Source organism: Maritimibacter sp. UBA3975, from assembly GCF_002384975.1.
Taxonomy (GTDB): domain Bacteria; phylum Pseudomonadota; class Alphaproteobacteria; order Rhodobacterales; family Rhodobacteraceae; genus Maritimibacter.
Map to the genome: position 1 here is coordinate 578 of NZ_DGCP01000018.1, position 24,522 is coordinate 25,099.

Consider the following 24,522-nt stretch of genomic DNA (forward strand, 5'->3'; position numbering starts at 1 on the left):
TCTTCGGTCAGTTGGAAGTCCATTCGGCCGTCTCCTCCGCTCTGAATACAAAAACAGGTCTTTTCATATACACAAAAATCTGAGATGAATATATCCAATCGCTGAAAAAGCGCAAAAATTGACACTGACGGGTGCCACGGGAGGATACAATGCAGCAAAGTCCGGACCAGATTCGGCAGGCCTATCGGCAGATGCGGTTGATCCGCGAGTTCGAGGAACGCCTGCATGTGGAGAACCCGAAAGGCGAGATCGCGGGCTTTACGCACCTCTATTCGGGGCAGGAGGCCATCGCGGTCGGTGTCTGCGAAAACCTGCGCGACAGTGACTTCATCATCTCGACGCACCGGGGGCACGGGCATTGCCTTGCCCGTGGTTGCGACCCCAAGGGGATGATGCACGAGATTTACGGGCGCGCCGATGGTCTTGGCAAAGGGCGCGGCGGGTCAATGCACATTGCCGACCTCGACAAGGGGATGCTGGGCGCGAACGGGATCGTCGGCGGCGGGCAACCGATTGCCGTGGGCGCCGCCGTGGCGTGCAAGGCGCGGGGCGACGGGTCGGTCTCGGTGAGTTTCACCGGCGACGGCGCGTCGAACCAGGGCACGGTGTTCGAGGCGATGAACATGGCGGTGGTGCTGAAGCTGCCCAAGGTCTTCGTGCTGGAGAACAACGGATATTCCGAGCACACCGGCGCGAGCTATGGCATCGGCGGCGATCTGAAGACCCGGACCGAGGCCTTTGGCATGCCGGTCTGGGAGGCGGACGGGTTCGACTATTTCTCTGTATACGAAGCGGCGGGCAAAGCCATCGAACATGCCCGCGCGGGCAACGGGCCGAGCGCGATCCTTGCGACCGCGACGCGGTATTTCGGCCACTTCGAGGGCGATCCGCAGAACTACCGCGCCAAGGACGAGGTCAAGAATTTCCGTGAGACCAAGGACGCGCTGATGACGATCCGCGACAAGGTCACGGGCGCGGGCATCTTTACCGCCGAGGAGCTGGACGCCATCGACGACGAGGTGCTCAAGCTGATCGACGCGAGCGTCGATAGCGCCCGCAATGGCCCGACGCCGGGTCGGGACATCATGATGTCCGATGTCTACATCGATTACTGAGGGAGGCGCGAGATGGCCGTATTGACGATGCGCGACGCGCTGAACCAGGCGCTGCACGAGGAAATGGAACGCGATCCGAGCGTGATCGTGATGGGCGAGGACGTGGCCGGCGGGTCCGGCGGCACCTCGGGCAATATCGAGGCGGCCGGGGGGATCTTTGGCGTCACCAAGGGGCTCAAGACCAAGTACGGCGCGGACCGGGTGATCGACACGCCGATCTCGGAAAGCGCGATTGTCGGGCTTGCCAACGGTTCGGCACTCGCCGGGATGCGGCCCGTGGCGGAGCTTATGTTTGCGGATTTCGTGGGTGTCTCGCTCGACCAGATTTTCAACCAGATGGCCAAGTTCCGCTACATGTTCGGGGGCAAGGCGAAAACGCCCGTGGTCCTGCGCATGAGCATGGGGGCGGGGATGAACGCCGCCGCCCAGCACAGCCAGACGATCTATCCGATGCTCACGGCCGTGCCGGGGCTGAAGGTCGTGGTGCCGTCGAACCCGGCGGATGCCAAGGGGCTGATGAAGCAGGCGATCCGCGACGATGATCCGGTCGTGTTTTTCGAGCACAAGGCGCTTTACTCCAAGAAGGGCGAGGTGCCGGACGGCGAATACCTGATCCCGTTCGGCGAGGCCGATCTGGTGCGCGAAGGGTCCGACGTGACCGTCGTGGCGCTGGCCCGGATGGTGCCGTTCGCGATGAAGGCGGTCGACAAGCTGGCCGAAGAGGGGATCACCTGTGACCTCATCGACCTGCGCACGACGTCGCCTCTGGACGAAGAGACGGTGCTGGAAAGCCTGTCGATGACCGGGCGGCTGGTGGTCGTGGACGAGTCGAACCCGATGTGTTCCATCGCCTCGGAAATCGCCGGGATCGCCGCGTCTAAGGGGTTTGCGAGCCTGCGCGCGCCGGTCGAGAAAGTGACCGCGCCGCATACCCCGGTGCCCTTCGCGCGCGAGTTGGAACGCATGTATGTGCCGAGCCCCGGCGATATCGAAGCCGCGATCCGTCGCGTGATGGAAGGAGCGTGAGATGACCGAGATTACGCCAATCACACTCCCGAAATGGGGTCTGGAAATGTCCGAAGGCACGGTGACCGGGTGGCACCTTGCCGAAGGTGACGCGGCCGAAAAGGGCGCCGAGCTGGTCGATGTCGAGACCGACAAGATCGTCAATGTGGTCGAGCTGGATCAGGGCGGCACGTTGCGCCGGATTCTGGTGGCCGAGGGCGACACGGTGCCGGTCGGCACGCTGATCGCCGTCATGGCGGATGCGTCGGTGGACGATGCCGCGATCGACGCGTTCATAGCCGACTTCAAGCCGGTCGATGCCTCGTTCGATCCGTCGGAAGAGGGCGGGGAGGAGGCGCCCAAGCCCGCGCCAGCCGCGGAGTCTGCGAAAGACGTCAAGGCCACGCCGCTGGCGAAACGCGCGGCCCAGTCGGGCGGTGTCGATCTGGGCAGCGTCGAGGGCACGGGCCGGGGCGGCAAGGTGACGAAGGATGACGTGGCGCGGGCCTCGGGCGGCGCGCCCAAGCGCAGCGCAGAGGAAATCCGGGCCGAGAACGCGGGTGTTCTGGCGAGCCCCGTCGCGCGCAAGTTCGCCAACGAGGTTGGCATTGCGCTCAAGGGTCTGACCGGCACGGGCCGCAAGGGCCGGGTGTCGCTGGAGGACGCGCAGGAGGCCGCGCTGGCCGCTGGGCTGTGGACCCGTCCGGCGCCGGTGGCGCGCGGTGGTGCGGTCGCGGCGGCTTCGGGGCCGGCGAATGCGGGCGCGGAGCAGCCGTTCACGGGGATGCGCAAATCCATCGTCAAGGCGCTGACCACGTCGAAACAGACGGTGCCGCATTTCTATACGACCGTCGATATCGAGATCGACGCGCTCATGGACCTGCGCCGGGGGATGAACGGATCGGCTGACGAAGGCGATCCCAAGGTGTCGGTCAACGATCTGCTCATCAAGGCCTGTGGTCTGGCGCTGGCAAAGCACCCGGACGTGAACGTGCATGTGACCGAGACCGGGATCACGCCTTACGATCAGGCCGATATCGCGATGGCGGTGGCCATCGATGCCGGGCTGATTACCCCCGTGGTGCGCAATGTCGCGGGGCGGGGCCTGCGTGACATCGCGGCGGATGCGAAAGACCTCGCCACCCGCGCGCGCGACCGCAGCCTGACGGCCGAGGATCTGAGCGGCGGGACCTTTACCCTGTCCAACCTCGGCATGTTCGGGGTGCGCAATTTCGACGCGATCATCAATCCGCCGCAGGCCGCGATCCTCGCCGTGGGCGGGCCGCGCCGGGAAGCGCGCGAGATCGACGGGGGCGTCGGGTTCGTGACCGTCATGTCGGCCACGCTGTCGTCGGATCACCGGGCCGTGGACGGGGCGCTGTCCGCCAGGTTCCTGTCGACGCTCAAGGGATTGGTCGAAGCGCCCCTGAAACTCGTTTCCTGAGGCAGCCGCGATCAAGAAAAGCCGCCGGGTCTCCTCCCCCGGCGGCTTTTCCATGTTCGGGGGCCGTTCAGCCCGCGGATTTCAGCTTGCTGACTTCCCGGTCGCCGAGCGCGATGTATTCGGCCAGCACGTCGCCCTGCACGTTGGTGTGCTTGCGGAACAGGTCGGCGGCCTTTTCGTAATCGCCGGCACAGATCGCCTCCATGATATGTTCATGGTCGCGCAGGTTGTTTTCCGAGCGGCCCGGATAGGACAGCTGGAAGCGGCGGTAAGGGACGAGCTTGATGCCCAGACGGTTCGTCGTCTCGATCAGTTCGTGGTTGTGCGTGCCCTCGATCACCATCAGGTGAAACTTGCGGCTGAGGTGGTAATACTCGTCGTCCTTGTTGGCCTTGTAGGCGGCCTCGGACGCTTCGTGCAGCTTGCGCAGCGCGGTGCGTTCCTGCGGCGTCATGCGCCGGGCCGCGAATTTCGCGCAGATGCCTTCGAGTTCCGACATCACCTCGAACAGGCGGATCATGTCGGACAGGTCGATCTGGGCGACGATGGCGCCCTGACGCGGGCGCTTTTCGACGAGGCCGGACTGGATGAGCTGCAACATCGCCTCGCGCACGGGGGTGCGGGAGACCGAGAACCGTCGGGCCAGAGCCTCCTCATCGAGCGAGGCACCGGGGGCCAGACGCCCAGCGAAAATGTCGTCTTCCAGTGCAAGTCGAACCGTTTGCGCGTGAGTCATGCCCGAAGTTTTGGCCATTGGCGATCCGCCCTTTCCGCAGTCGTCTGCAATCTATTTCGTGTTTTTTACTATAACATTCCGAATACGCGTTGATCCAGAACAATGCTGTGCTTTCGACAGGTTTCGCGCGGGAACGCACCATTTTTCACACGTTGTGATCGAATGGGGGGTGGATACCCTTGATGGTTCCGGGTTTCGTGTATGCGAAAACTGCTGTATTGGTATACGAAAGAGAGGTGGGGCCATCATGAGCATCTTTGGCGAGATCCGGCAGATCGCATATGTGAGCGATGACCTCGACCGTGCGCTCGGGTTTCTCACCGACAGCCTGGGGGTCGGCCCGTGGTTCGTGAAGCGCGACTATGCGGTGCCCAACAGCCGGGTGGACGGGGTGGAGACGCCCGTCGTCGTGGATGCGGCGCTGACCCACGGGGCCGGACTTCAGCTTGAGGTAATCGTGCAGAAAAGTGCCGCGCCGACGCTTTATTCCCGGTTTCTGGACCGGTTCGGTGATGGTCTGGTGCCGCACAGCACATCGTCTTGGGTGACGGATGTCGATGCGGTGGCGCGGGCCGCGCGCGACCGGGGCTACCGGCAGGTGTTCGACGCCCATACCGGGCTGGGCCGGATCGCCTATTTCGAGCATCCGAAGCGCCCGCATTTCGCCTGGGAGGTGACGGAATACACCCCCGCCCGCCAATCCATTTTCCGCCAGGTCCGGGAGGCCGCGGCCGACTGGGACGGCGCTGCGCCGATCCGCGAGGACTGGCCGACCCCCGATGTCTGAGGAGGACACGATGACCGGAAGACTACAGGACAAACGCGCGATCATTCTGGGCGCGGCGGCCGAGGGCAACCTTGGCCAGGTCACCGCCCGCCAGTTCGCGGCCGAGGGCGCGAAGGTGCTGGTGGCCGGGCGGCACGAGGGGCCGCTCAAGGCATTGGCGGATGAGATCGGCGGGGCCTGGGCGCTGTGCGACATCACCGACGAGGCGCAGCTTGCGGCGATGGTCGGGGCTTGTGTCGATGCGTTCGGCGGCATCGATCTGGCGGTCAATTGCACCGGTTGGGGTCTGTTGACCCCGTTCCTCGACAACACCCGCGAGGAGCTGGAGAAGATGTGCGCCCTGCAATTCGTCGGGCCGTTTCAGTTCTTTCAGGCCGCGCTGCGCGAGATGGCGGATGGCGGGTCGATCGTTCAGGTCTCGTCCGCGACGGCCAAGATCATGATGGACGACCATTCGGCCTATATGGGCACCAAGGCGGGGATCGATCAGGTCATCCGCACCATCGCCAACGAGTTCGGGCATCGCGGCATCCGGGCCAACAGCGTGGCCCCCGGTTTCACCGCCTCGCCGATGACCGAGCGGGCGGCGCGAAACCCCGCCGTGGTCGGCGCGTTCGAGAAGGAATATCCGCTGGGTCGCGTCGGCACGCTGGAGGACACCGCCGAGGCGATCACCTGGCTTTGTACGGACGGCTGCTTCATCACCGGCGAGGTGATGCAGGTGAACGGCGGTGTCACCCTGCGCCGCAACCCGACCAACGCCGAGATCGTGGCGGCGGCCAAGGCAGCGAAGGCGGCGCGGGAGGCGGGTTGACGGGGTTGGGGCGGGCCTCATATACTACTGAGTAGCATCAGGAGCCGGCCATGAGCGTGAAAGCCTCGATCTCACTGACAGAAACGCAAGATGCCTTTGCGCGCGAGCTTGTCGCGCAAGGGCGGTTTCCCAGCATGAGCGCGGTGCTTCAGCATGGACTGGAGTTGATGCGCGATCAATCCACCACGACCGAGGCGTTGCGCGTTCTGCTGGATGAGCGGCGCCGGGGTGATTTCGTGTCGCTCGACGCGGGGCGGGCCGACACTGAGGCGATGCTGGCACGCAAGCGGGCGGACCTTGGCCTATAAGGTTGTTCGCGCCACGGCGGTGGCGCGTGACCTGAGCCTGATCTTCGACTTTCTCTATCAGGCGGCACAGGATTTCGGCGACGAACCGGACGTGGCGTTCGACCGCGCGGCCACCCGCATCCGCGAGATCGAAACGGCGATGGAGGGACTGGGTGCCGTGCCGTTTCAGGGCACGCTGCGGCCCGAGCTTGGACCGGGCCTGCGCAGCGTGACCAAGGGGCGGGCGGTGTTCTATTTCGACGCGGACGAAAAAACCGAAACCGTGCGCCTGCTCGCCGTGTTCTATGGCGGGCAGGATCACCGGGCGCGGATGCTTGTCCGGCTGTTGCGCTAGGACGCGCGGGCGCGGGATTTGGGGTCGATCTTTTCCTCGCGCGAAAAGTCGCGGGAGAGTTTGAACTTCTGGATCTTGGTGGTCGACATCGGCCAGGCGTCCACGATGCGGACGTAGCGCGGGATCTTGTAGCTGGCGATCTGGTCGATGCAGTGGTCCACCACCTCTTCGGGGGTGAGGGTGGAGCCGGGGATGAGCTCGACATAGGCCGCGGCGACTTCGAACAGGTGATCGTCCTCGACCCCTATCACCTGCGCGATCTGGATGTCGGGGTGGGAGCACAGGAACGTCTCGATCTCGAGCGCGGCGACGTTTTCGCCGCCGATCTTGAGCATGTCCTTCAGCCGCCCGTCGTAGGTGATGTGGCCGTCGGTCGAGACATAGCCCATGTCGCCGGTGCGTAGCCATTTGCCGTCGTCGACCAGCGTCTCGGCGGTCTTGTCGGTGTCCTTGTAATAGCCGTCGAACAGGCAGAACCCGCCGATCCAGATTTCGCCGCGTTCACCGGGGCCGACATCCTTGCCGGTGGTCGGATCGACCGCCTTGGCCAGCACGCCGTCGAACACGCGGCCCGACACCTGCGTGGCCTCGGCAGGCGGATCGCGGGGGTCGGTGAAGCAACACACGCCGGTCGCCTCGGTCAGGCCGTAGGCGTTGATGTATTGCGCGGCGGGGAAGGCGCGGGTGTATTTCTCCATCAGGTCGGCGGGGCCGACGGTGTGCAGGAACCGCAGGGACGACAGGTCGCGGGTTTTGAAGTCGGGGTGCTGGATCACCTGATTGACCAGCGTCGGGAAGGACAGGTAGCCAAAGCTGACCTTCTCTGCCTCCATCTGTTCCAGCGTGCGCCCCGGTTCGAAATGCGCGGTGCAGATCTGCGTGGCGCCCGAGGCGCGGCAGGCGGCCATCGGAAGCATCGTGGACATGTGGAAGAAGGGCAGGGGGTTCATCACGCTGTCGGCGGGCGAAAGCTCAAACCGTTCCGCGAAACTCTGGCCGATCATCGACAGGGTCCGGTGCGTGATCATGCAGGCCTTGGGATGCGCCGTGGTGCCGGAGGAATACATCATCAGCGCGTGGTCGTCGGGCGCGGTGCTGGCGATCAGCGCGTCGATGCGGGCGTCGGGCACGCTGTCGGCCCCGGCGAGAAAGGTCTCGCGCGTCGGCCATGTCGTCTCGCGCGGGTCGGCGAGGTTGTAGACGGCGCGCAGGCGCGGGGCCTCTTCGAGGTCGAGGGGGCCGCCGTTCCAGATGTCGAGATCCGGGTAGATGCGGGTGAGCATCGCGTGGAAATCCATGTGGGGGAGCGCGTGGCCGCCGATGAACAAGAGGTCCATGTCGGAATGGTGGACGGCATAGGCGAGGTCATCGTCCTTGAACCGCGCGTTGATGGTCAGGGTCACGGCCCCGATCATCCCGGTGGCATAGAACAGGCGGACGTAATCCATGCAGTTGGGCATGAGCACGCCGACATGGGCGCCCGGAGCCACCCCGGCACCGCGGAGCGCCCGCGCCCATTGCCGGGCCTCGGCGTAAAGCTCGGCCCATGTCAGGCGCGCGTCATCGACGATGATCGCGGTGGTGTCGGGCCAGTCCCGCGCGGCGCGGGCCAGCATCGTTGCGGCGGTTTCTTCCCCGGCGGCGGAGACGGTTTCGCTTGGCTCGGTCATTGCCTGCGTGCCCAGTCGGCCGCCGCGTCGCTCGTCACCCAGTCGATTGCGTTGCGCAAGAGCCTGCGGAAATTCTCGTCGCCATAGGTGGTGGCGTCGTTGCCGCACAGGATCGTCACGGTGGGGGCGTTGCCCGCCGCGCGGGCCCAGGCGATGAGGTTCGTGCCGGGGCCGTGGGACCAGCCGTCGCGGGTCCACATCCGGGCGTTGAGCGCGTTGGCGGCGGAATAGAAATTGTCCTGCTCAAAGTCGAAGTCGGCGCGCAGGAGCGGCACGATGTCATCCTCGAGCATGTCCATGAGGTAAAGCTCGTCGGTCAGCTTGAACGGTTCCAGCCCCTCGGTCACCGGATGGTCGCCCTCGGGCGTGAGGGTGAATTCGACCGGGAACAGGTATCCACTGTCGGGATAGTCGCGGCCTTTGTATTGGCCCGGCTGGTAGAAAAAGCGCGTCCCGATGGCTTCGGCATACTCGTCCCACAGCGGCCAGCCGGCGACGGCGTGGTGGAGGAAGATCATCGGTTTGCCCGCGTCGAGCAGATCCCGGAACCCCGTCTTGAACGCATCAGTTGGTTCGATCAGGTTCGGAGCTTTCGGCGTTTTGAACTGAAGCCCCGGTACGTCGTAGAACAAGAGCGCGTCGAAATCCGACGCGCTCTCAGGTGACATCAGCGCCGCCGTGGCGGGCTGTTCCGCATGGGTCCATGTCATGCCGCGCATGTCGTCGAACATGCCGAAGAAGGCCGGCTTGTCGAACGGATGCCCCTTGGTCGAAACCAGAAGGTTCAGGGGCGCATCATAGCGGATGACCATGAGGGATCAGAACTGCACGCGCTTGGTAAAGCCGCCGTCCACGATCAGGTTGGTGCCCGTGACCCAGCTCGCCGCGTCGGAGGCGAGGAAGGCGATGCACTTGGCCACTTCGTCGGCCTCGCCCATACGTCCGTCGGGCTGCTGTGCGAGGATCGAGTTGAAGAACGGCTCATCCGAATCCCGGATCTGCGCCCAGGAACCGCCCTCGATGAGGATCGGGCCGGGGGAGACGACGTTGAAGCGGATGCCGCGCTTGCCGTGGAACTGGCTCATCTGCTTGGCATAGGTGATGAGCGAGGCCTTGATCGAGTTGTAGGGCATCGGCGCGATGAAGGTTTCGACCGCCGCAGTGGTCGAGATGAACACGACCGAGGCATTGCCCGAGGCCTTCATGTAGGGAAACAGCGCGTCGAAGCCGCGCACGACGCCCATGAGGTCGATCTCGAAGGCTTTATACCAGCTCTTCTCGCCGTCCATGCCGCCGCCGGCGGAGACGCCGGGAACGAAGATATCGCAGCCGCCTAGCTCTTCGGCGGCATCCTTGAGCCACTGTTGGTAGCCCTCGACCTCTTTCACGTTGGCGACGCCGCCGATCACCTTGACGCCCTTGCCGTCAAGCTCGGCCGCCGTGGCTTTCACGTCATCTTCCGAGCGCGCGCAGAAGGCGATGTCGCAGCCTTCCTCGACCAGAATGTCGAGCAGGGCGCGACAGATGCCCTTGGTGCCGCCGGTGACGATTGCTTTCTTACCTTTCAGGCCAAGATCCATGCCTGTTCCTCCCGTTTGATTCCGGCCCGGTTCGGCCCTTTGACGTTCGTATACAGAAAAACCCGTTTCCTGTCCATTGGCAAGGAAAGATCGCGGGGCGGCTTGCGGTGCGTTTGCGCGGAGACTGGCATAAATAACTGAAAACCGAAGATTTGCGGGGGCCGCGCCGTGAATACGGGAAATGCTTTCTTTACACACAAGACGGAAATTCCGTATACGAAGGGGGGAGGACTTTGCCACATGACCGATCTTGTGAAGGTGACCAAAGCGGGCGCGGTGGCCGAACTGCGGTTCAACCGGCCCGAGGCGCTCAACGCGCTGGACCTGCCGCTGGCGCGGGCCTTTGCGGCGGCGGTGGCGGATGTGACGGGCGACCCCGCTATCCGCGCCATCGTGCTGTCGGGCGAGGGGCGCGCGTTCGTTGCGGGCGGTGACGTGTCGGCAATGGCCGCCGATCCCGCGCGCGGGCATGAGGTGGTCGATGCGCTGCTCGAGGTGCTGAACCCCGCGATCCTTGCGCTGCGCGAAAACGACGCGCCGGTCGTGGCCGCCGTGCGGGGCGTGGCGGCGGGGGCCGGGCTGTCGCTCGTGGCCAATGCCGACGTGGTGGTGGCCGATGAGGGCGCGAAATTCGTCATGGCCTATGACCAGGTGGCGGGCGTGCCCGATTGTGGCGGTTCGTGGTTCCTGACCCACCGGCTGGGCCGCGCCCGCGTCATGGACATGATGCTGACCGGTGCGCCGCTGTCGGCCACGGACGCGCAGGCGGCGGGGCTGGTGTCGCGGCTGTGCCCGGCGGATGAGGTGGACGAGGTCGCGCGGGCGCTTGCCGCCCAGATCGCCAAAGGGCCGACCGCCAGTTTCGGGCGCTTTCGCCGGTTGGTGGACGCGGCCCCGCGCACCACGCTGGCCGACCAGCTTGCCGCCGAGCGTGACCAGTTCGTTGCAGCAGCGCAAAGCGAGGATTTCCGCGAAGGCGTCGCGGCGTTCATCGCGCGGCGCAAACCAGAGTTCAAGGGACGATAACCATGGCAGACTACGACATCATCGTGATCGGCGGCGGCCCCGGCGGCTACACCGCGGCGATCCGGGCCGCGCAACTGGGGCTCAAGGCCGCGGTTGTCGAGCGCGAGCATCTGGGCGGCATCTGTTCCAACTGGGGCTGCATCCCGACCAAGGCGATGCTGCGGTCCGCCGAGATGCTGACGCATATGCAGCACGCGGACGCGTTCGGGATCGACCTGTCGGGCAAGGCCAAGCCGAATATCGCGGCCATCGTCAAACGCTCGCGCGGGATTGCCGAGCGGATGAATGGCGGGGTCGGGATGCTGTTGAAGAAGAACAAGGTGGACGTGATCTGGGGGCAGGCGAAACTGACCGCCCCGGGCACGGTCGAGGTCGGCGCGCCGGACAAGCCGGCCTGTGAGCCGCAGGCGCCCGCGCCCAAAGGGGTCAAATCGCACGGCACATATTCAGCCGATCACGTCATCATCGCCACCGGGGCGCGCCCGCGTGTCTTGCCGGGGCTGGAGCCGGTCGGCGACCGCATCTGGACCTATTTCGAAGCGCTCAAGCCCGAGGCCGCGCCCAAGAGCCTTGCCATTGTCGGGTCGGGGGCCATCGGCGTCGAATTCGCGAGCTTTTATGCCGCGATGGGGACCGAGGTGACGGTGGTCGAGATGGTCGACCGCATCCTGCCCGCTGAGGATGCCGAGGTGTCGGCCTTCATGCAAAAGGCGCTGGAAAAGCGCGGCATCGCGTTCCGGACGGGAACCAAGATCGAGGGCGCGGAACTGTCGAAGAAGGGTGTGACCCTGTCGCTGGCGCGGGGTGATACGCTCGACGTCGAGCGGGTCATTTCCGCCGCCGGGGTCGTGGCCAATACCGAGGGTCTGGGGCTGGAGGCGCTTGGTATCGCGCTGGAACAGGGTCTGATTCCGACGACGGGGGCCGGGGCCACCACCGTCAAAGGGGTCTATGCCATCGGGGACATCACCGGCGCGCCGATGCTGGCCCACAAGGCCGAGCATGAGGCCGCGCTGTGCGTCGAGGCCATCGCGGGCGAGGCGGTGCATCCGATGAACAAGGACCGCATCCCCGGCTGCACCTATTGCGATCCGCAGGTCGCTTCCATCGGTCTGACCGAAGCGCAGGCCAAGGAGGCCGGGCGGACGATCAAGGTCGGCAAGTTCCCGTTCCTCGCCAACGGCAAGGCCATCGCGCTTGGCGACGATCAGGGCATGGCCAAGGTGATTTTCGACGCGGAGACCGGAGAATTGATCGGCGCGCACCTGGCCGGGCCGGAGGTCACGGAGTTGATCCACGGGTTCGCGACGGCGATGGAGCTGGAGAGCACCGAAGCCGAGATAATCGACACGATCTATCCGCATCCCACCATTTCCGAGGTCATGAAGGAGGCCGTGATGGCCGCCTATGGCCGCGCCGTGAACATCTGAGGAGCGCGTCATGGACTATCGCAATCTGGGGCGTTCGGGGTTGAAGGTTTCGACCGTCGGGCTGGGCTGCAACAACTTCGGCTGGACCATCGACCTTGAGCAAAGCCGCGCGGTGATCGACGCGGCCATCGACGCCGGGATCACGTTTTTCGACACCGCCAATGTCTATGGCAATGGCGGCGGGTCGGAAGAAATCATGGGTCAGGTTCTGGGCGAGCGGCGCAAGGACATCGTGCTGGCGACCAAGGCCGGGCTGAAGATGCCGGACGGGTCGAAGGGCGGGAGCCGCGCCAATATCGTGCGCGCCTTTGATGAGAGCCTGATCCGGCTGAAAACCGACTACATCGACTTTTACCAGTTTCACTGGTCCGACCCCGAGACGCCCATCGACGAGACGCTGCGCGCGATGGACGATCTGATGCGGGCCGGCAAGGTGCGCTATATCGGCTGCTGCAATCTTGCGGCGTGGGAGATGGTCGAGGCGGAATATATCGCGCGCGAACTGGGGACCAATCGGTTCATCGGGACGCAGGCGGAGCTGAGCCTGCTGCGGCGCGACAACGAGACCGCGCTGATCCCGGCGCTGGAGGCCTATGGCATCGGGTTCCTGCCGTATTTCCCGCTGGCGAGCGGGCTGCTCACCGGGAAATACAAGCGCGACGCGATCCCCGAGGGGAGCCGGTTCGACAAGCTCGAAGGGATGGCCGGGCGCTATCTGACGGAAGAAAACTGGGACAAGACCGAAAAGCTCATGGCGTTTTGCGAGGCGCGCGGGCGCACGCTCGTGGAGCTTGCGTTCTCATGGCTGCTCACGCGGCCAATGGTGGCGAGCGTCATGGCGGGCGCGACCAAGCCCAGCCAGATCGAGGCCAACGTGGCGGCGACCGGATGGGCGCTGAGCGAGGATGAATTGGCAGAGATAGACACCATCACGGGCGTGGTGTGACCCCCTTTGACTATATCGTCGTCGGGGGCGGCTCTGGCGGCGCGGTGATGGCGACACGGCTGTCGGAAATTCCCGAAGCGCGTGTCCTGCTGCTCGAAGCCGGGCCGGAAGATAAAGCGTTCTGGATCACGCCGCCGATGGGCTATCCGATGCTGTTCACCAATCCAAAGGTGAACTGGATGTTCGAGACCGAGCCGGAGCCGGAGTTGAACGACCGGCGGATGTATCAGCCGCGCGGCAAGGTTCTGGGTGGCTCGTCCGCGATCAACGGCATGCTCTATATCCGCGGTCATCCCGAGGATTACGACGGCTGGCGGCAGATGGGGAACACCGGCTGGGGCTGGGACGATGTGCTGCCCTATTTCAAGAAGGCCGAGGACAATACGCGCGGGGGCGATGACCTGCACGGCACCGGCGGGCCGCTGCGGGTGTCGGATCAGGCGGGCGGGAACGAGGTGGCGGATGCCATCGTGGCCGCCGCCTGTGAGGCCGGACTGCCGCGCAACCGCGATTTCAACGGGGCGACCCAGGAGGGTGCGGGTCATTTCCAGACCACGACCAAGGACCGGCGGCGTCATTCGACGGCGCGCGCCTATCTCAACCCGGTGCGGGGGCGCGCGAACCTGACCGTCATCACCGGGGCGCAGACGACGCGGGTGCTGACCGAGGGGCGGCGCGCCATCGGCGTGGAGTACAAACGGCGAGAAGGGCTGGAGACCGCGATGCTGTCCGAGCGGGGCGAGGTGGTGCTGTCGGCGGGGTCGTTCGGCTCGCCACAGATCCTGCTGCAATCGGGGATCGGTCCGGCGGGCCACCTGAGCGACCGGGGCGTGCCGGTGGTGCATGATCTGGCGGGGGTGGGCGAGAACCTGCGCGACCATTTCTATTGCTCGCTGATGTTTCGCTGCAAAAAGCCGGTGACGATCAACGAGCTGGCCAACAGCCCGCTGCGCAAGGTGATCGCCGGGGCGCAATACGTTCTGGCCAGGCGCGGGCCGTTGGCGTCGAGCGGGATATTCGCGGGGGTCTTTGCCCGCTCGACCCCTGACAAGCACCGGCCGGACATCCAGATCAACACGAACATGTGGTCGGTGGCGGGGCGCACCAAGGCGGGGATGACGGCGCATCCGTTCCCCGGTTTCACGATGAGCCCCGTGCATCTCGACCCGCGCTCGACTGGGACGATCCGGCTGAATTCGACCGACCCGACCGCGCCGCCCGAGATCAGGATGAACTTCTTTCGCGACGCCGTGGACCGGGCGACGATGGTACGGGCGGTCAAGCTGGTGCGCCATATCGCGGCGCAACCGGCGCTCTCGGGTTACGTCGAGGGCGAGATTGCGCCGGGAACCGAGCATACCACCGATGACGAGATCGAGGATTGGCTGCGCGGCGCGGCGATTGCGAACCTGCACCCTGTCGGCACCTGCCAGATGGGGCCGGACCCGGCGCGCGGCGCAGTGGTCGACCCGCGCCTGCGGGTGCATGGGATCGCCGGCCTGCGGGTCGTGGACGGGGCGGTGATGCCGCGCCTGCCGCATGGAAACACCAACGCGCCGATCATCATGATCGCCGAGAAAGCAGCGGACATGATGAAGGCGGACCGGGAGGAGCGTGTGAATGTCTGACACCGATTACGACGTCATCATCGTGGGGGCCGGGGGCGCGGGGCTGGCCGCGGCCATCGAGGCCACCGATGCCGGTGCGCGCGTGCTGTTGATCGAGGCCGGGGCCAGGGCGGGCGGATCGACCGCGCTGTCGGGTGGGGTCTATTGGGCCGCCGGAACCTCGCTCCAGCGGCAGGCCGGGATCGAGGACGACGCGGAGAGCCAGTTTCACTACTACATGACCGTGAACCAATACAAAGTGGACCCCGCGCTGGTGCGCCGCTACTGCGACCTGTCCGCGCCGACCTTCGAATGGATGGTCGGGCTGGGCGTGAATTTCCCACTTGAGAACCTTTATGTCTCGGGCGTGGACAAGATCCGGCGCGGGCATCGGGCCGAGGGGCACGGGGCCGAGATTGCCGAGGTGCTGGAGGGCGCGCTGTCGGGCCGGTCCGTGGACCTTGCCACCCACACGCGGGCCGAAGGGCTGGTGGTTGAGGGGGGCCGGGTCACGGGCGTCTATGTTGACGGCGACCCGATCCGGGCGGGCGCGGTCATCATCGCCTCGGGCGGGTTCGGGGCCAACCGGCGGCTCTGGGCCGAGCTTTATCCGTCGGCGGCGAAACAGGGCGAACTCGCGTGGTATATCGGCGCGGATGAGTGCCGGGGCGACGGGCTGGAAATGGCGCGGCGTGCCGGGGCCGAGCTTGTGGGCCATGACCGGGGGCTGCTGTTGATGACGCCGGGGTTTGCCCATGACGTCGAAAGCTATCTGCCGCCCTGGGTCGTGCATGTGAACCACGAGGGGCGGCGGTTCATCGACGAATCCACCGAGTATTCCGTGCTGTCCGAAGTGCTGTCGACCCAGACGGCGGGCGAGTGTTTCGCAGTGTTCGATGAGGCCGCGCGGGCCGAGGCCAAGGCGCATCCCGCGCCGAACTGGGCCGCCGACCGGCTGGCCGAATTCGCCGAGAAAGGCCCGGTGGTCAGGGCCGACACGCTCACCGACCTGGCCGAGCGGATCGGGGTGCGCCCGGCCGCGCTGGTCACGACCGCCGAGCGGTACTCGGAAGATGCCCGCGCGGGCCATGACAGTGCCTATTTCAAGGACGAGGGCCATCTGCGCCCGATCGAAACGCCGCCGTTCTATGGCGTGCGCATCCGGCCCGCGATCGTGTGCTGGACCGGGACGGGGCTGCGCATCGACGCCGAAACGCGGGTGCGCGATCAGGCGGATCGTGCGATGCCGGGCCTGTTCGCGGCGGGCGAGACGACCGGCGGGTTCGCCGGCCCGTGCTATGCCGGTGGCGGGGCCTCGGTGGGCAATGCGGTGATCTTTGGCCGCGTGGCCGGGGCCAACGCGGCCAAGCTGGCGCTGAGCTAGCCCGCCCTGATCTGATCCGCGGCATGACGCGCGGCCCGGTAGGCGAAGGTCATGCCGGGGCCGAGCGTGCCCCCGCCGCCGGGATAGGCACCCCCGAACACATTGGCCATGTCGTTGCCCACGGCATAAAGGCCCGGGATCGGGCGGTCGGCGGTGTCGAGCACCTGTGCATGTTCGTCCGTCGCCAGCCCTTTGAAATTGCCGATCTCGCCCGCGAACGCCTTGACCGCGTAGAACGGGCCGCGCTCCAACGGTCGCAGGCTTGGGTTCGGCGTCTGGGTTTCGTCGCCGTGATAGCGGTCATAGGGCGCGCGTCCCCGGTGGAACGCGGGGTCCTCGCCGGTGCGGGCGTGGGTGTTGAATCGCTCGATCTCGTCCACCAGCGCGCCAGCGTCGATCCCGGCTTTCCGGGCAAGTGCATCGAGGCTGTCAGCCACCAGCAGATACCCCGATTGCACCAGCTTGCCCTTGGGCATCGGCCAGGGTTTCACATGCCCGATTCCCCATTGGCGCACCGCGGGACCATCACCGATGATCCAGGCGTGTTCGGCGCCGCGCGCCGCCATCGCCGCGATCATCTCACGCCCCAGATCATGATAGCTCGCGGATTCGTTGGCGAACCGGCGGCCGTCCGGCAGGACCATGACGAAGCCGGGTTTGTAGCGGTCGACCAGATGCGGCCAGACCCCCGTGAAATCATCGACGCCCGGCAGTTTCGACACCGGCATCCAGGCCGAGGCATTCGCGGCGTTCGACTGGAACCGCGCGCCGATGGCCTCGGCCATGTTCGCCGCGTCGCCGGTGTTGCCCGTGGGCAGGGGGGCGACCACCGGCTGATCGTTGACCGGTTTCGGGTGCTCGGCCGCGCGGCGGGCGGGGTCGCGGGCATAGCCGCCGGCGGCGAGGATCACCGCCTTCGCCTCGATCCTGAGCGGGCCGTCTGGGGTGCCCAGAACCGCGCCCGTCACCGCGTCGCCCTCGCGGATCAGGTCGGTCGCGGGGGAGGAGAGCAGGATGTCGATCCCCGCCTCGTCGGCGCTTTTCGCCAGCCTTGCGATCAGGGCGCGGCCCGTGGTCAGTTGTTGCGACTGACCGTAGCGCAGCATCTGGACGGCATGACCCGTCATCCGCTTCGCAACGTGTTTGAAGGCCGCCCACGACCGGGTCGCGGTGAAAAACATCTTCACCTCTGCACCCGAGCGCATGGTCATGCCCATGAACGAGGTCTGGGGCAGCTCGCGTTTGAGCTTGTCCGCGAGGGGGCCGAGATGTCGCAGGTCGTAGGGCTGGGTAAAGATCGAGCGGACGCAGGACGCGCCCTCCTGCTCCGAATGGTAATCGGGGAAGGGCATGGCCATGAAACGCACATGCGTCTTGTCCTCGAGAAAGTCGATCATGCGCGGGCCGTCATCGAGGAAGGCGTCGATCTTGACCGGGTCGAGGTGCTGACCGCTTTCGATCTCAAGATACCGGCGCGCCTTGTCCCGGTCGTCGGTTTCGCCCGCCTGTTCTTCGATGGACTTGGAATGGCGCGTGCCGGGCACCCAGAGGCCGCCGCCCGAGGTCGCGGTGGTGCCGCCGAAGTAAGGTGCCTTTTCCGCCATCACGACGTCGAGCCCCTGATCGCGGGCGGCGAGGGCCGCGGTGAAGGCGGCACCCCCGGTGCCGACGATCAGAACGTCGCAGGAACGGGTCGCGGCGCTCATGCGGCCGACTCCGCCTGTGCCGCCGGGGCGATGCCGGGCAGCGCGTGGCCTGCGCTCTCCGCGATGTGCTTGGCGGCGATCCAGCCGAAGACCATGCCCGGCCCGATGGTGCCACCCGCGCCGGGATAGCCGCCGCCGAACACGTTGGCCTGATCGTTGCCCACGGCATACAGCCCCGCGATGGGCTGATCGTCATGGCCGAGCACGCGGGCATGAACGTCGGTGGCGAGGCCTTTGTAGGACGTGATCTCGCCGGGATAGATGCGCACGGCGTAGAACGGTCCGGTTTCCAACGCGCCGAGGGCGGGGTTGGGGTGGTTCTCGTCGTCGCCGTGATGGCGGTCGTAATCCGACGCGCCGCGCCCGAAGTCCTCATCCACCCCCGCCTTGGCGAACCCGTTGAAGCGGTGGACGGTGGCGCGCAGCTCGGTCGCGTCGATGCCGCAGGTCGCGGCGAGGTCGTCAAGCGTCTGGCCGCGCTTGAGGTATCCGCTGCGCACATAATGCCCGTGCGGAATGGGGAAGGGGCGCACGAAGCCGATGCCCCAGCGCTTGATCGCGCGGTGATCGGCGATAAGCCATGCGGCGTCGGTGCCGCGGTCCTCGAACGCGGCGATCATGTGGATGCCGAGGTCGCGGTAGTTCTGCGATTCGTTCGCGAACCGGCGCCCGTCCGGCGTGACCATCAGGAACCCGGGCTTGGTCCGGTCCACGAGGTGTGGCCAGACCCCGGTTTCGTCGGTGGCGCCGGGCAGTTGCGAGGTCGGCATCCATGCGGCGGCGGAGGACAGGTGGCCGTTGAACCGCGCGCCAATCCCCTCGGCCATACGCGCGCCGTCGCCGGTATTGCCCATCGGGACGGGCAGGACCGGGTCCATCGTCGCGGTGACGCCGGGGTGGTGGTCACGGCGGCGGTCGCGGTCGCGGGGATAGCCGCCCCCGGCGAGCACGACGCCGTGCCGCGCGCGCACCTCGACCAGCCCGTCGGGGGTGGCGAGCCGTGCGCCGGTGATGCGCCCGTTTTCCTCGATCAGTTCGCGGGCGGGGCTTTCCAGCCAGAACGGCACGCCGTCGTCGGCGAGGGTGCGGGCGAGGCGGGCGATCAGGGCGCGGCCCCGCACGATGCTTTGGGTCGAGCCGTGCAGCGCGAGGTCGCGGAAGTGGCGCACCATGCGTTTCATCACGAAGCCCATCGCCTTGGCCGAGCGCCCGGCCTTCATGAAGGTCTTCATTTCGAGCGATGAGCCAAGCGCGAGACCGAGAAACAGCGTCTGAGGCAGCTCGCCCTTCAGCGTTTTCATCAGCGGCCCCATCTTGCGCGCGTCGTATTCGAGCGTGCCGAGCGAGCGGATCTTGGACGCGCCCGGTTCCTCGGGGTGGTAGTCGGGGAACTCCATCGCGTGAAAGCGCACCTCGGTCTGGTCCTCGATGAAATCGACCATGAGGGGGCCGTATTTCAGGTAAGCCTCGACGCGGGGTTCGTCGACATATTGCCCGGCCTCGATATGGACATAGGTGCGGGCGTCTTCGGGCGTGTCGTGAACCCCGATTTCTTTCCCCAGCGCCTTGGCGTGGCGGTTGTTCGGGATCCAGATGACACCGCCGGAGGTGGCGGTGGTGCCGCCGAAGACCGGCTCTTTCTCGGCGACGAGAACATCGAGCCCGGCCTTGCGCGCGGTCGCGGCGGCGGTGAGCCCCGCGCCGCCGGAGCCGATCACCAGCACGTCCACCGTACGATCCGTTTTCTTGTCCATGTGGTCCTCCCTTTGATACATTGTATCATGGGAGTCTGACGTGCGTATACAAAACAATCGCAGAAACGCGTGATTGCCGGTCCGAACGGGCCTACCAGCCGCTCAGAAGCGCGTCTTCTTCGGCTTTCGGCAGGACAAGCCGCCCCTCGCTGTCGAGATGGCCGAGGAGGCCGGTCCGGAAGAAACGGTCGGTGAACCCTGCGCCCGCCCGTCCGGCGTAGCCGAGGAAGACCCCCGTGCCGCGCAACCACACTTCGCCGGTCTGGTAGAGTATGACGTCCATCCCGGTGCGGGGATCGACGATCATGACCTCGACCCCGCCAAGGGGGCGGCCGTTGGTCGTGGCGATTGTCCCCGCCGGGTCGCGCGGGTCGCTGGACAGGACAGGGCCAATGGTCTCTGGCAGTGACAGGCCGTTCACGATCCGGGTGCCCGGCTGGGCTGCCGCGACCTCCGCCAAACGCTCCCGCCCGGCGCGCAGATGCAGGCGTTTCAGGTGCGGCTGCGGGGTGTAGGCCGTGACCGCGTCGGGATCGATAAGCCAGCCAGTCGTGGCCTGCGCCATGTCCCCCGACAGGTCGAGAGTGGCGCCCGAGGCCAAGGAAACAGCCAGAATCGACCAGAACCCGGGATTCGACACCGCTGCGGCCAGCGCGATCCGGTCGTCCGGCGTGACCTGTTCGCGCAGGGCGAGCGCGGTTCCGATATGCGCCGCGTCGGCCGACGAATGGCAGACCGCATCGACGGTGCCATCGGCGCGCGTGGCGGCAAACACCATGTCCGTGCGCGGTGGCACATCCGCCGGCACGTCGATGAAACGGACCACCTCGCCCCGGCCGAGATCGGCGAGTGCCGCGAGCGCCTGCGCCACCGGTCCATCGCCCGCGTTTGAGCCCGCGTCCAGCGCATCGCGGGCTTCGGCCCAGGTCAGCGAGGTCGTCGTGTCGATCAGGGCGGGCCGGTCCGCAAACCGTTCGGCCGCGCGGTCGAGCAGGGTTGAGAGCGTCCGGTGTTCGCCCACCGTTTGCATCCGGTTCGTTGCCGTTGCCATCGCGCTTCCCCCCGTCAGGAGTTTGTGTTTCAATGAGTAGTCTAATGTATACGGGAGGAAACGTCCAATGCCATTGGCACTGATCACGGGAGGGGCCACCGGACTGGGCGCCGCGATTGCGCGGGAGGCGCATGACAGGGGGTACGAGGTTGCCGTTCTGGACCTGGCCGAAGCCAGGGACGTGCCGTGGCGCAGCCTTGTCGGGGACGTGACCGACGAGGCGAGCCTGATTGCCGCGCTGGACGCGCTCGGGGCGGTGCCCGACCTTTTGGTAAACAACGCAGGCGTGGTGCAGTTCGCCCCGCTCCTGGACATGACGACCGAAGAGTTCGCCAGGATCACCGCGATCAACCTGACCGGCGCGTTCAGCATGGCGCGGCTGGTGGCCAGGGGCATGGTCGAGCGCGGGTCCGGTCACATCGTCAACGTCACCTCGATTGCGGGCATCGCGACCTCGCCCGGCGTGAATGCCTATGTCTCGTCCAAGCGGGGCCTTGCGGCCTTGACCGAGCTGATGGCGCAGGAATGGGGGCCGTCCGGGGTGCGGGCGAATGCCGTCGCGCCGGGGATGATCGACGGCGGCATGTCCACCGGCATCTATCAGAACGAAGCGGCCCGGGCCCGCCGGTCGGGCGCGGTGCCGTCGCGCAGGCTGGGCACCGAGGACGATATAGCGCAGGCGGTGATGTGGCTCGACAGCGAAGGCGCGAGTTACATCAACGGTCACGAACTGGTCGTGGACGGCGGGGTGACCAAGGCGGTCATGTCCCTGATCCCGCGCGATTGAGACGCGGCGGGCGCTGATCCCCGATCGGGTCAGCGCCGCGCCACCTCAGTATTTCTGGAATTGCTCGGGCACGCCGGCGGGCCAGACCGTGCCCCACATCCGCATCCCGCCGTCGATGGTCAGCACTTCGCCCGTGATGAAATCGCCGGACGGGCCGGAGAGATAGACGACGCCCTCGGCCACGTCCCAGCTGTCGCCCATGCGAAATAACGGGTTCACGTTGTTGAAGCGCTTCGTCGCCTCGGGCGGATAGTTGGACAGGCCCTCGGTCGCGATGGCGCCGGGGGCGACGCAGTTCACCCGGATGCCGAGCGGGCCCCATTCGGTCGCCACGGTGCGCGTCAGATAGATGACGCCCGCGCGCGCGGCACAGGTGTGGGCGGCCTGCGGCATCCCGCGTTCGACATGGGCGACGTTGGACACGACATGCCCCGGCTCGCCCCGGTCGCGCCAGCGTTGGGCCGCGCCCTGCATCATCCACCATGTGCCGTTGAGGTTCAGGTCGATGACCGATTTCCAGCCCTTGCGGGTGAAGTCGATGGCGTTCTGCGGATACTGGCCGCCCGCGTTGTTCACGAGCGTATCCAGACCGCCGAATTCCTCGAACGTCTCGTCGAGCAGCGCGTCCACCTGATCCTCGTCCCGGATCGACATGGGGCGATAATGGATGTCGGCGCCGATCAGGTCTTTCGCCTGTTGCTGCGTCTCTTGCAGCAATTCCTCGCGCCGCCCGCAGATCATCACCTTGGCGCCGAGGCGGGCGCAGAGAAAGGCCATCGCCTTGCCCATGCCCATCGACCCGCCGGTGATGAGGAACCGCTGACCTTCAAGCAGGTCGGGGGCGAAGATCGTCTTGTGCGTCGCCAGTTCCTCGGGCGTGAGGCCCCAGTTCGGTTTCTCGGCTGCCTGGTCGTTCATGTCGTTCTCCGAAAGTCGGCATCGCGTTTCTCGGCATAGGCCGCGATACCCTCGCGGCTGTCCTCGGATCGCATAAGCCGGTCTGCATTTGCGTGCCCCCGGTTGATCGCGGCGGGGAGCGGTTCGTTCTGGGCGTCGTTGAAAAGCGCCTTGCCAAAGCGGATGGCTTTCCACGAATTGGCGAGCATGGTGTCGGCGAAGGCGAGCGCCTCGTCCATCAGCCGCTCACGCGGGACGGTGCGGTTCACGACCCCAAGCGCCTCCAGCCGTTCGGCGGGGAGGAGCGTGCCGCAGGTGATGATCTCCATCCCGATCTGGCGGGGGAGTTGCTGGGCAAGCCGTTGAACGCCGCCGGTAAAGGCGACCATGCCGCGTTTGACTTCGGGCAGGCCGAACAGCGCGCCTTCGGCGGCGATGAGGCAGTCGCAGGCCAGCGCGATTTCAAAGCCGCCCGCGACGGCCGCGCCGTTGATCGCGCCGATCACCGGTTTCTCGATCACCCGTTCGGTCACGCCGCAGAACCCCGCGCCCGGCACCAGCCCGTGGCCCGCACCGCGCTCGGCGGCTTCTTTCAGGTCCATCCCTGCGCAGAACGCCTTGTCCCCGGCCGCCGTCAGGATGATCGCGCCGATTTCAGGGTCCGCCTCGGCCTCGCGCACATAGCGGTCGACGAGATATGACCCCTCGGCATCCATCGCGTTCGAGACGTGCGGCCGGTTCAGCGTGATGACGCAAACCGACCCGTGCCGCGCGGCGAGGACCGGCGGCTCGGGGGAGGTGGCGCTCATGTCGGGTCAGCTCTCGGCCGGTTCGGCGGCCTTGGTCGCCTCGGCCGGGTCGAAATCGGTGACCCACTCGCCCAGCTTGTCGGGAACGCGCAGTTCCTCGGGCACGTCCTCGGCCCCGATCCGTTTGTCGAGTTCGGCATGCCAGTGATAGATGCGCCGCTCCTGATAATTCAGGGGGAAGCCGCGCAGGCCCGCGCTTTCGACCGATTTCTGGATCTTATCGGCGAATTGCAGATCCTCATCCAGAATGTCGAGGAAGTTCTTGAGCCGCATGTCCCACCGCTCGGGCCGCTCGCCGTCACCCCACGAGGGGGCGAACCAGTGGACCTCGATCGTCATCGTGTCGATCGTGTCGGGCCAGAAGCACAGGACCGGGATACCGGCGGGCGCGATGGGCGAGACGAAGTTGGGATAGGCGAAGAGCGAGTAGTTGGTGCTCTCGAAATACGGGTCCACGCCCTCGACTTCCGGCAGGCCCTTGACGCCCGGGTCTTTCCAGCCCTCGCGCTTGTAGGGCGTGACCATGCGGCTGTGGCCCTTGTCCCAGAGCGTGATCGCGGTGCCGCGATGGTCGAGAAAGCGGTCGACGGTGTTCTGGTGGATCGACTTGAGGTGATAGGTCTCCATGAACGCGTCGAGCAGGATCTTGACGTTGCAGTTGACCTTGATCGCCGTCTTGTCGACGAGGATGAGCGTCTCGGGCTTCACCTCGTCCAGATCGCGCGCTGCCGGTCCAAGGAAGTCGCGCAGCGGCTCGGCCTCGGAGTCGAGGTTGACGAAATAGAGGTTGCCGATGTTCTCGCACCGGACCTCGATCAGGCCGCGGCAGGACATGTCGAGATCGACGAAATCGCGGCGGTCGCGCAGATTGATCAGCTCGCCGCGCGTGTTGTAGGTCCAGCCGTGGTATTTGCAGGTCACGCCGCGCGACTTGCCCGACTCTTCGGTGACGACGGGCGCGCCGCGGTGGCGGCAGGTGTTGTAGAAACAGCGGACCGTTTCGTCCTCGCCCCGGATGAAGAACAGCGGCTCGCCAAGGCGGGTCCACTGGACGTAGGAGCCGACCTCGGGCACCTCGTCGGCATGGATCGCATAGACCCAAGTCTTGTGCCACATCCGTTCGGTTTCGAGCTTGTTGAACTCGGGGTCGACATAGCGGCCACCGGGAATGTCGGGAAGCTGGGGGAAGCCCTCGGGCGGGCCGCCGCGCTTGGATTCGTAGGCTTGCTGGTCCTTGATGGACTGGACTTCGCTCGGATTCATGGGTCTTCCTCCTCGCCTCGCGGCAGTGGTGGCGCGCAAGATCTGAATTTCTTGTATTTTATCAGCCGC

At 66.2% G+C, this 24,522-nt stretch carries 23 protein-coding genes; 13 read left to right on the forward strand and 10 right to left on the reverse strand.

All coding sequences use genetic code 11. The features are described 5' to 3' along the window. Positions 1-149: 149 nt before the first annotated feature. The 3 genes from B2585_RS19760 to B2585_RS19770 are packed head-to-tail and all read left to right on the forward strand — an operon-like array spanning position 150 to position 3,564. Positions 150-1,115 carry a thiamine pyrophosphate-dependent dehydrogenase E1 component subunit alpha gene (locus B2585_RS19760; protein ID WP_292025672.1) on the forward strand — a complete coding sequence of 322 codons (966 nt, stop codon included), beginning with the start codon at positions 150-152 and terminating at the stop codon, positions 1,113-1,115. A 12-nt stretch (positions 1,116-1,127) separates the two neighbouring features. After that, complete coding sequence (locus tag B2585_RS19765) at positions 1,128-2,141, forward strand: alpha-ketoacid dehydrogenase subunit beta (protein ID WP_292025673.1); 1,014 nt, start codon at positions 1,128-1,130, stop codon at positions 2,139-2,141. 1 nt (position 2,142) lies between these two features. Further along, on the forward strand, positions 2,143-3,564 hold the full coding sequence (locus tag B2585_RS19770; RefSeq protein ID WP_292025674.1) for a dihydrolipoamide acetyltransferase family protein: 1,422 nt from the start codon (positions 2,143-2,145) through the stop codon (positions 3,562-3,564). Positions 3,565-3,631: 67 nt separating this feature from the next. On the opposite strand, the gene B2585_RS19775 is transcribed toward B2585_RS19770, so the two are convergent. Next, complete coding sequence (locus B2585_RS19775; RefSeq protein ID WP_292025676.1) at positions 3,632-4,300, reverse strand: GntR family transcriptional regulator; 669 nt, start codon at positions 4,298-4,300, stop codon at positions 3,632-3,634. A gap of 247 nt (positions 4,301-4,547) precedes the next feature. Here B2585_RS19775 and B2585_RS19780 point away from each other — a divergent pair, with 247 nt between their 5' ends. Genes B2585_RS19780 through B2585_RS19795 form a run of 4 tightly spaced genes read left to right on the forward strand, consistent with a single transcriptional unit; the run spans position 4,548 to position 6,543 of the window. Further along, the gene (locus B2585_RS19780; RefSeq protein ID WP_292025677.1) at positions 4,548-5,087 is read left to right on the forward strand and encodes a VOC family protein; all 540 of its coding nucleotides are present in this window, start codon (positions 4,548-4,550) and stop codon (positions 5,085-5,087) included. A gap of 10 nt (positions 5,088-5,097) precedes the next feature. After that, positions 5,098-5,901 (forward strand): SDR family NAD(P)-dependent oxidoreductase, encoded by an 804-nt coding sequence (locus tag B2585_RS19785; RefSeq protein WP_292025679.1) that lies wholly within the window; start codon positions 5,098-5,100, stop codon positions 5,899-5,901. Between the two features lie 50 nt (positions 5,902-5,951). Then, a complete protein-coding gene (locus B2585_RS19790; protein ID WP_292025681.1) occupies positions 5,952-6,209 on the forward strand; it encodes a ribbon-helix-helix domain-containing protein in 258 nt (85 codons plus the stop codon). Then, entirely contained in the window at positions 6,199-6,543 is a 345-nt protein-coding gene (locus B2585_RS19795) for a type II toxin-antitoxin system RelE/ParE family toxin (RefSeq protein ID WP_292025683.1), read from the forward strand. Before B2585_RS19790 ends, B2585_RS19795 begins: the two co-directional genes overlap by 11 nt. Here B2585_RS19795 and B2585_RS19800 read toward each other — a convergent pair. Genes B2585_RS19800 through B2585_RS19810 form a run of 3 tightly spaced genes read right to left on the reverse strand, consistent with a single transcriptional unit; the run spans position 6,540 to position 9,793 of the window. Further along, positions 6,540-8,213 carry a class I adenylate-forming enzyme family protein gene (locus tag B2585_RS19800; protein WP_292025685.1) on the reverse strand — a complete coding sequence of 558 codons (1,674 nt, stop codon included), beginning with the start codon at positions 8,211-8,213 and terminating at the stop codon, positions 6,540-6,542. The two genes, B2585_RS19795 and B2585_RS19800, sit on opposite strands and share 4 nt — an antisense overlap. Next, complete coding sequence (locus B2585_RS19805; RefSeq protein WP_292025686.1) at positions 8,210-9,025, reverse strand: ThuA domain-containing protein; 816 nt, start codon at positions 9,023-9,025, stop codon at positions 8,210-8,212. Before B2585_RS19805 ends, B2585_RS19800 begins: the two co-directional genes overlap by 4 nt. Before the next feature lie 6 nt (positions 9,026-9,031). Continuing rightward, on the reverse strand, positions 9,032-9,793 hold the full coding sequence (locus B2585_RS19810) for an SDR family NAD(P)-dependent oxidoreductase (RefSeq protein WP_292025688.1): 762 nt from the start codon (positions 9,791-9,793) through the stop codon (positions 9,032-9,034). 240 nt (positions 9,794-10,033) lie between these two features. On the opposite strand from B2585_RS19810, the gene B2585_RS19815 reads away from it, so the two are divergent. Genes B2585_RS19815 through B2585_RS19835 form a run of 5 tightly spaced genes read left to right on the forward strand, consistent with a single transcriptional unit; the run spans position 10,034 to position 16,186 of the window. Then, positions 10,034-10,819, forward strand: coding sequence for an enoyl-CoA hydratase-related protein (locus B2585_RS19815; RefSeq protein WP_292025689.1), 786 nt, complete (start codon positions 10,034-10,036; stop codon positions 10,817-10,819). Continuing rightward, positions 10,816-12,249, forward strand: coding sequence for a dihydrolipoyl dehydrogenase (gene lpdA, locus B2585_RS19820; RefSeq protein ID WP_414674078.1), 1,434 nt, complete (start codon positions 10,816-10,818; stop codon positions 12,247-12,249). Before B2585_RS19815 ends, lpdA begins: the two co-directional genes overlap by 4 nt. A 10-nt stretch (positions 12,250-12,259) precedes the next feature. Further along, positions 12,260-13,195, forward strand: a complete 936-nt coding sequence (locus tag B2585_RS19825; RefSeq protein ID WP_292025693.1) for an aldo/keto reductase — start codon at positions 12,260-12,262, stop codon at positions 13,193-13,195. Further along, positions 13,192-14,823 carry a GMC family oxidoreductase gene (locus B2585_RS19830; RefSeq protein WP_292025695.1) on the forward strand — a complete coding sequence of 544 codons (1,632 nt, stop codon included), beginning with the start codon at positions 13,192-13,194 and terminating at the stop codon, positions 14,821-14,823. The genes B2585_RS19825 and B2585_RS19830 overlap by 4 nt, the downstream gene beginning before the upstream one ends. Beyond that, a complete protein-coding gene (locus tag B2585_RS19835) occupies positions 14,816-16,186 on the forward strand; it encodes an FAD-dependent oxidoreductase (protein WP_292025697.1) in 1,371 nt (456 codons plus the stop codon). Before B2585_RS19830 ends, B2585_RS19835 begins: the two co-directional genes overlap by 8 nt. Here the strand turns inward: B2585_RS19835 and B2585_RS19840 are convergent. The 3 genes from B2585_RS19840 to B2585_RS19850 all read right to left on the reverse strand — a co-directional run bounded on the left by B2585_RS19840 (position 16,183) and on the right by B2585_RS19850 (position 20,697). After that, the gene (locus tag B2585_RS19840) at positions 16,183-17,892 is read right to left on the reverse strand and encodes an FAD-dependent oxidoreductase (RefSeq protein ID WP_292025699.1); all 1,710 of its coding nucleotides are present in this window, start codon (positions 17,890-17,892) and stop codon (positions 16,183-16,185) included. The two genes, B2585_RS19835 and B2585_RS19840, sit on opposite strands and share 4 nt — an antisense overlap. Then, positions 17,889-19,646 (reverse strand): FAD-dependent oxidoreductase, encoded by a 1,758-nt coding sequence (locus tag B2585_RS19845; protein ID WP_292025701.1) that lies wholly within the window; start codon positions 19,644-19,646, stop codon positions 17,889-17,891. The genes B2585_RS19840 and B2585_RS19845 overlap by 4 nt, the downstream gene beginning before the upstream one ends. 91 nt (positions 19,647-19,737) lie before the next feature. Continuing rightward, complete coding sequence (locus tag B2585_RS19850; protein ID WP_292025703.1) at positions 19,738-20,697, reverse strand: AMP-binding protein; 960 nt, start codon at positions 20,695-20,697, stop codon at positions 19,738-19,740. Between the two features lie 67 nt (positions 20,698-20,764). On the opposite strand from B2585_RS19850, the gene B2585_RS19855 reads away from it, so the two are divergent. Continuing rightward, positions 20,765-21,484 (forward strand): SDR family NAD(P)-dependent oxidoreductase, encoded by a 720-nt coding sequence (locus tag B2585_RS19855; RefSeq protein ID WP_292025705.1) that lies wholly within the window; start codon positions 20,765-20,767, stop codon positions 21,482-21,484. Between the two features lie 45 nt (positions 21,485-21,529). On the opposite strand, the gene B2585_RS19860 is transcribed toward B2585_RS19855, so the two are convergent. Genes B2585_RS19860 through B2585_RS19870 form a run of 3 tightly spaced genes read right to left on the reverse strand, consistent with a single transcriptional unit; the run spans position 21,530 to position 24,453 of the window. Next, entirely contained in the window at positions 21,530-22,402 is an 873-nt protein-coding gene (locus B2585_RS19860) for an SDR family oxidoreductase (protein WP_292025707.1), read from the reverse strand. Next, a complete protein-coding gene (locus B2585_RS19865; RefSeq protein ID WP_292025709.1) occupies positions 22,399-23,190 on the reverse strand; it encodes an enoyl-CoA hydratase-related protein in 792 nt (263 codons plus the stop codon). The genes B2585_RS19860 and B2585_RS19865 overlap by 4 nt, the downstream gene beginning before the upstream one ends. A 6-nt stretch (positions 23,191-23,196) precedes the next feature. Then, positions 23,197-24,453, reverse strand: a complete 1,257-nt coding sequence (locus B2585_RS19870; protein WP_292025711.1) for an aromatic ring-hydroxylating oxygenase subunit alpha — start codon at positions 24,451-24,453, stop codon at positions 23,197-23,199. Between the last annotated feature and the right edge of the window lie 69 nt (positions 24,454-24,522).